Source organism: Bifidobacterium sp. UBA6881 (genome assembly GCA_002451435.1).
In the GTDB taxonomy this organism is placed as follows: Bacteria; Actinomycetota; Actinomycetes; order Actinomycetales; family Bifidobacteriaceae; genus Bifidobacterium.
Window position 1 is genome coordinate 6,953 of record DKCF01000014.1, and the last position, 5,524, is coordinate 12,476.

At 62.8% G+C, this 5,524-nt stretch carries 5 protein-coding genes; all 5 read right to left on the reverse strand.

What is annotated here, in order from left to right; translation table 11 throughout:
- Window positions 1-55 precede the first annotated feature (55 nt).
- Complete coding sequence (locus B3C64_RS01075) at window positions 56-613, reverse strand: FMN-binding protein (RefSeq protein ID WP_291533124.1); 558 nt, start codon at window positions 611-613, stop codon at window positions 56-58.
- Between the two features lie 65 nt (window positions 614-678).
- Window positions 679-1,482: an ABC transporter ATP-binding protein gene (locus tag B3C64_RS01080; protein ID WP_291533126.1), complete on the reverse strand. Its 804-nt coding sequence runs from the start codon at window positions 1,480-1,482 to the stop codon at window positions 679-681.
- Window positions 1,483-1,485: 3 nt separating this feature from the next.
- Window positions 1,486-2,811: an ABC transporter permease gene (locus B3C64_RS01085; protein WP_291533128.1), complete on the reverse strand. Its 1,326-nt coding sequence runs from the start codon at window positions 2,809-2,811 to the stop codon at window positions 1,486-1,488.
- Window positions 2,812-2,821: 10 nt separating this feature from the next.
- Entirely contained in the window at window positions 2,822-4,195 is a 1,374-nt protein-coding gene (locus tag B3C64_RS01090) for an ABC transporter permease (RefSeq protein ID WP_291533129.1), read from the reverse strand.
- 18 nt (window positions 4,196-4,213) lie between these two features.
- The gene (locus tag B3C64_RS01095) at window positions 4,214-5,485 is read right to left on the reverse strand and encodes a DUF2318 domain-containing protein (RefSeq protein ID WP_291533137.1); all 1,272 of its coding nucleotides are present in this window, start codon (window positions 5,483-5,485) and stop codon (window positions 4,214-4,216) included.
- Window positions 5,486-5,524 lie beyond the last annotated feature (39 nt).

Here is a 5,524-nt window from a genome sequence, read left to right on the forward strand (position 1 = left end):
AGAAACCCATGGCAATCCGGCGGGAGATATATGGCCAATCCGACGGGCTTTACCGCTACTGTATGGAAGCTTCCTGACGGGCCACCTCAAGTGCCTTGTTGAACGCTTCGGTGGTCCAACTGGCGCCGGCGAGCTTGTCGACTTTGAGATCCTTCAGCGGCTTTCCCACCACCGCGTCCGGCACGGCCTTGGCGAAATCGTTCTGATGCTTTTTGGAAATGGACGTGAATGGATGGCCGACGATCTTCACGGCGGACACCTTCTGGTCCTTGACCGTCAGATGCACGTCGATGGTGTCTTCGCCGACCGGACCATACTGGCCGTTGACCGCATACTCGCCGTCCGCGTAGTTGCCGGTATCCTGTTTGTCCGATTTCGTGGATGATTCGTCATCGGCGTGGTTTTTCACGGAACCGTCCGCATTGGATTCGTTGTCCGTGGCCTTGCCTTCGGTTTTCGACTTGTTTTCCTGCGATTGCACGCTTTCGCCGGAATTTCCGGCGTATTCGTCATCCATCGGCGTGGCCGTCGTCTCGCCGCATGCCGACAGCAACGCGATGCTCGCCGCGGTCAGCGCGATCACCTTCACCGCATTTGATTGTTTGCCGTCCATGACCGCCACTCCATTCTGTCCATTCCGCTCCCGCGCGTGCTTTCGCCCCGTCCGACTTTCCCGAATCATTCCGCAGCTCCGGTTTTCGCGGCCTTCGTCGGATCGGAGAACGCGATTGCCACACCGCCGTTCTGCGCGCCTTCCGCGGCGGCTCCGGTGCGTGCCGGTTTGCCGCCCGCCGCCTCGTACGCGCGCTGGGCGTCCTTGTCGTTCCATTGCTCGCCTACCAGCACGCCATGGTTGAGCATGATCTCGCGCTGCGCGCACGAGGCGACCAGCGCGTCATGCGTCACCACGATGATCGTCGTGCCCTGCTCATGCAGCTGCCGGAACAGGTCGAGCACGATCTTCTCGTTCTTCTCGTCAAGGTTGCCGGTCGGCTCGTCGGCGAGAATCAGCTTCGGGCAGTTGATCAGCGCACGCGCGATGCACACGCGCTGCTGCTCGCCGCCGGAAAGCTGGCCGGGAAGGTGATGCGCGCGATCCTTCAATCCGACGCGTTCCAACGCCTCCAACGCCTGCCGCTCGTCAACGACGGAATGGTAGTACTGCGCCACCATCACGTTCTCCACAGCCGTCAGGTGGGGCACGAGATAGAACTTCTGGAACACCAGGCCGATCATGTTCTTGCGCACGTCCGCAAGCTGCCTGGCGTTCAGATCCTCCAGTCTGCGGCCTTCGAGGGAGACGGATCCCTCCGACGGCGTGTCCATGCATCCGATCATGTTCATCAGCGTGGTTTTGCCGGACCCGGACGAGCCGACGATCGCCAGCCATTCGCCCTGCGGCACCGTCAGACTCAGATCGTCCACGGCGTGCAGGTCGCCGTAGATCTTCGAAATGTGGTCGAGCTCAAGCAAGGTATCCATGGGTTATTCCTCCCTCAAAACGATGGCGGGGTCGATATGGGTCGCACGGCGGACCGGCGGAATGGACGCGACCACGGCGATGAGCACGCTCAACGCCAACGACGCCACGCCCAGCGGCCAGTTAAAACCAAGCGCACGGTCGAACACCGTGACGCACAGCACACGGGCGAGCGCATAGCCGATTGCCGTGCCGAGCAGTCCGCCGACGAAGCCGTAGATGGCTGATTCCACGGTGAATTCGGTGCCGATGGCATGCGACGAGGCGCCAAGCGCCTTGCGCAGGCCGATTTCGTTGCGGCGCTGGCTCACGATGGAGCTGATGGTGGTGCCCACGCCCACGAACGTCAGCACGAGCACAACAATCGAAACGATCCAGAACAACGTTTGCAGCATGGTGATGATGCGGGTGTCGGACGAGGTGATTTTGGTGACGGCCTGCGCCTTCACGCCAGTGTTCGGATTGGCGTTGATGCTGGAGATGACGGCGTCGAGGTCGTCGCCCATCGCGTTCACCGAATATTCGACGACGTCGGCGCCGCGTTTGGTTCCGGTGAGGTCCGTCACATCCGCCGCGGTCGCGTATACGATGGAGTCCTCGTTTCCGCCGGTGTCCACGATGCCGGAGACGCGGAATTCGGTGCCGTCGGTGTCCATGATGTCGGACGATACGCGGCCGTTTTCCGTGGTTTTCCCGTCATTTCCTTCGGAACCGCCGGCCGTCTGTTCGTCCGAGCCCTGCCCGTCCGAATCCTGTTCGCTCGAGCCCTGCCCGTCCGATTCGGCGGATTCGGACGTCGAAGCATCCGACGGACCGGACGATGACGAGGATCGGTTATCGGACGCGCGGTAGCCGATCGTGATTCGCGAGCCGACCTTCGCGCCAAGCGCGTCGGCCACATCGCGGCCGATCATCACATTGCCGGCGCTGGGCCAGCGTCCCGTCACGTTCCAGTGGCGGTTCAGCGTCTTGACGGCATGCGGGTCCACGCCGGCGATGGTGTACGGCGCGGAATTGATGCGCACGCTCTCATACCGGTATGCCGCCGATTTCGCGCTGTGGCCGGCGGACACCAACGCCGTCACCCCGCGCATGGCTTTCGCGTCGATGCCCTGCGTCTTCCGTTCGGCGTCGGATGGCGTGACGATCAGATTCGCGCCATACGCGCGCATCTCCTCGTTCATCTGCTGCGGCACCGCGATGCACACCGCCGCCAGGCAGAACAGCGTGGCCGCGCCGACCATCGACGCGACGACCGCCATCACCGCGCGCGAACGGCGGCGGAACACCGCGCCCCACAGCATGGTGAGGAACATTCCGCGATTGGTCATATTTCTCCGTTTACCTTCCATGCAGCACCTCCGCCGGTCGAAGTCCCAGAATCGAACGAATCGATGAAAGCGACGCGATGAGCACGGTGATGGCGAGCAGCACGAACACCAGCACGAACACCATCGGACGCATCGTGATGCCGGAACCGAACACGATATGTCCCACAAGCTGGGCGACGCCGGAACCGGCCAACGCGCCGACCAGCGCGCCGACCAGGGAGATCAACGCCGTTTCAGCGAGCATCAGCCGCGACACCGCCCCGTCCGTGGCGCCGATCGCCTTCAGCAACGCCAGCTCCGCGCCGCGTTCTCCGATCGAGGCGGCCATGAGGTTCGCCACCGCGATCGCCGCGGCGATCAACGAAAGCGCGGTCATGAGCACCATCACCGCCTGCGTCTTGTTGAGCACGTCGCCCTGCAACGCGGCCACCTGGCGCACCTGCTTGGCCACGGCTCCCGGAATCACCTCTTCGATCTGGTAGGCGATCGACGACGGGTACGCCGTGCAATACCACGTCTCCCATTCGTCCTGCGTGAGCGCGTTCGGGTTCTTCGCCGCTTTGCGCGCGAGGTCGTTGTCGGGCGTGGTGAGCGCCTTCACTTCGATCTTGTCCACGGAATCGGGAAGATTCGCCAGCGTCTGCGCGACGATGGACGGCATGTAGATGCCGTTGTCGTCGGAATCGCCCGATTCGTAGATGCCGGTGATGGTCACTTTCACGCGATTGCGTTCACGTCCGCCCGCGGAGGAATCCGTGGAAATGGTCTTGTCCAGCGTCAACGTGTCGCCGATGTGCAATCCCAGTTTCGAGGCGAGTGTGGCGCCGACGATCGCCTGTTCGGAATCGTCCTTCGGCCAGGAGCCATCGAGCTTCCACCATGAGCGCATGCCGTTCACGCCGGCGACGGTGGATTCGCCGGAATCCATGTGCAGCGTCTTCGCGAACCATGTGCCCACGATCGGCACGCTCGTGGCCTTGCAGCTGGAGGCCGCGGATCCGGAGCATGCCGCGTCGGCGTGGATGTTCAGTTCCGGCGCGAAATTGGTGATGTTGAACGCCCAGAAGATCGTTTTGATCTTCTTCGCGTCCGATTCCTTCAGGAACGCGGTAGGGTCGGCGGAATCCTCGTCGGTTCCGCTCGATGAGCCGGCTGAGCCGTCGGTGGTGTTGTACAGGTCGTTCACCACCGCGTCGGCCTTCGGCTGCACGACGATGTTGGACCCGTACGTCGACAGTTCGGCGTTGAGCTTGTCGCCCACATCGAACACCACGCCGAGCATGGCCACGCTGACGGTGGCCGACAGGCATACGGTGACGGCAATCAGCAGGCGACGTTTGAACTGCCGGCTGAACGAGCGGAGGATCATTTTCAGGAAGAACACGGATCGGCTCCTTTCCGCTCACTGGAAGTGGCTCGACAATGCGTCGAGCGTGGATGTCTGAATGACGATTTTGCCCGGCTTGACCTGATAGTCGAACGGTATCGGGTTGCATCCGCCCTTGAAGCCGATGGTGGCGAGGTTGATGGCGACATCGCATTTCTTGCAGATGATCTTGCCGTCCTTCTCGTAATAGCCGGCATCGCCGCAGTTCTCGCACGCGTCGAGGCCGACGCCGTACGCGCCGCCGTTCTTTTTGATGATGATGAACCGCATGACGGTGCCGTCCTTCGCCTTGTATTGGAAGCGGTGCAGATGGCCGTCCGAGATCTGGCTGAATGCGATGGTCGCGACGCCGTCATGCAGCGAATACCGTTCGGGCGGCGAAAGCGTGACCACCTTCTGCGTCTGTGCGACGCCGTAGGTGAGCGCGACGGTCACGCCGATCATCGCGACGAGGCTCCACGCGCCGGCGGCCTTCGCGCGGCGGCGGAACGCGACATGGGAGCGCGTGATCGCCTCGTTCGCGCCTGTCGGCTTGACTTTGAAGCCCATCACCACGCTGGCGATGGCGGGAATCGCGAAGACCAGGATCATCGCGATGGCGATGGCGCGTTGATGGTTGATGCCCCAGACGAGCAGCAGGAACGCCGTCGTGGGGAAGCTGACGATGCGTTTCGACTGCAGGATCTGCGCGAGATCGATGAAATGCGATATGAACAGCAATGCGACCAGCAGCAACGCGGCCATGGTGAACGACCAGCGGACGGCGGTGGAGCGCATGGTGCGGATGATCAGCGCCGCGACGACCGCGGTGGCTGCGCCCAATGCGAATCCCAACGCGCGCAGCAGCATGGACGAGGTGAATATCGGATCGCCCGGTTCGACGAAAATCGTCAGCTTCAGGATCACGTCGGGCAACGCGCGGAAGGTGGCGGCCGCGATCGCCAGCGCCGCAACCGCATTGGCCGCATCGAGCAATGCGCGGTGGTCATGCCAATGCGCGGTGATGCGCCGCGCGAAGAGGATGACGACGAACGCCGCGACGTCGAAGACCACGCAACACCACAGTGTGGGATAGTTGATGAACGTGCGCTGCGTGATCACTGCGGACGCGCGCAGCGCGGCGAACACGACCGCGCCGGAGAAGCCGACGATGAAGCCCGCGAGCCGCCAATACGCGCTCAGCGGCTTGTCCCGCCCCTCGCCGACGGTGAGCATCACGTTCAGCGTCATCACCAGCAAAGCCGGTGCCAGCAATCCCTGCAACACCGAAACATATTGCAGCAGCATCCCAAAATCCTTTCCGCCGTCTCCTCGGTTCGAGGAGCC